This window comes from Vibrio sinensis, from assembly GCF_003605645.1.
Taxonomy (GTDB): Bacteria; Pseudomonadota; Gammaproteobacteria; order Enterobacterales; family Vibrionaceae; genus Vibrio; species Vibrio sinensis.
In genome coordinates, this window is sequence record NZ_QVMU01000073.1 from 1 (window position 1) to 1,340 (window position 1,340).

A 1,340-nucleotide genomic window follows, 5' to 3' on the forward strand; every position below is an offset into this window, starting at 1 on the left:
CTGAGGTATCCCCTCAAATATGAGAAAAATAGTAAAATAATTCATAAAGATAAGAACATTCATGATGTTTAGTGATCTCACTTTTATCACCACAATAAAATGAGTAAACACTATGAATGCAGACCAAATAATAACTCACTTCACTRCCTCATTCTCTAGTGGCATGCATAAAACTAGAGCTAATGCGCTTGAAGCCTGTGTTCGGAGTGCTATTTCCGGACAACGACTAACCGTGACCGATTTAGGCCGAGGAATTGAAACCCKWGCATATGAAAAACATGCCATTAAAYGTGCTGACAGGTTGTGCTCAAATYCACATATAACAAGACATGCAATAGTAATATATAAGCATCTTTGTACCTTGTTTGTAGCAAAAAATAGCCGACCAATTATTCATGTTGATTGGTCGGATTTAAACCTTCAAAAGACCCTATTTCTCATTCGAGCGTCACTCTCTTTTGAAGGTCGTTCTCTAACACTTTATGAAGAAGTTCATGAACTTAACACCAAAGAAAAAGCAGTAACGCATTCTCTATTTTTACAAACGCTATCCCTCATTCTCCCTGATAAAACCAAGCCAATTATTGTTACGGATGCGGGTTTTAAAAGGCCTTGGTTTAAAAGTGTCAGAGCTCTAGGGTGGGATTTTGTTGGTCGGATCCGTGGTCGAGTTTGTGTTAGTGAAAATGGAAAAAATGGACAGCTATGTAAAACACTTTTCCCAACGGCAACCTCAMCCCCTAAGCTGTTAAAGGGATGGTACATRGGAAATATATCGGCCTATAAACTCAACCTCGTTCTCTATAAATCTCCTTCTAAAGGGCGAGTCGCAAAAACAGCATCTGGAAAGCGTCAACAATCAAATTACAGCAGGAAAAATGCACGTAGAGCAAGAGACCCATGGTTAATTGCCACTTCACTTCGYACTAGCTCAAAATTAGCAAAGCAAGCCATTGGAATATATAGCAAACGTATGCAAATAGAAGAAGCATTTAGAGACCATAAGTCATGTCAATTCGGTCTGGGGATGAGCATGCATCGAACGAATAGCCGAAGTCGATTGAGCATTATAATCCTAATAGGAACGCTTGCTCACACCTATCTAATCTTACTAGGACTGCTMTCTGAAGTTCTTGATATTCATATGAAATTTCAAGCCAATACAGTTAAAAATAGAAGAGTATTAAGTTACTTCACCCTTGGGAAACGAGTATTAAAAAACAAATATCTAGTTATAACAATGTCATCTTGGCGAAGAACTATAAATACCTTCTGCCAAAAAATACAGTTGGCTCAAGAGCTTAGGATTTAAGTTTGTGGGGATCCCTCAGTGCCTGTCC

General features: G+C 38.5%; 1 protein-coding gene. It reads left to right on the forward strand.

All coding sequences use genetic code 11. The annotated features are described in order from the left end of the window. Nucleotides 1-163: 163 nt before the first annotated feature. Entirely contained in the window at nt 164-1,312 is a 1,149-nt protein-coding gene (locus DZ860_RS23695) for an IS4 family transposase (protein WP_243641912.1), read from the forward strand. Nucleotides 1,313-1,340 lie beyond the last annotated feature (28 nt).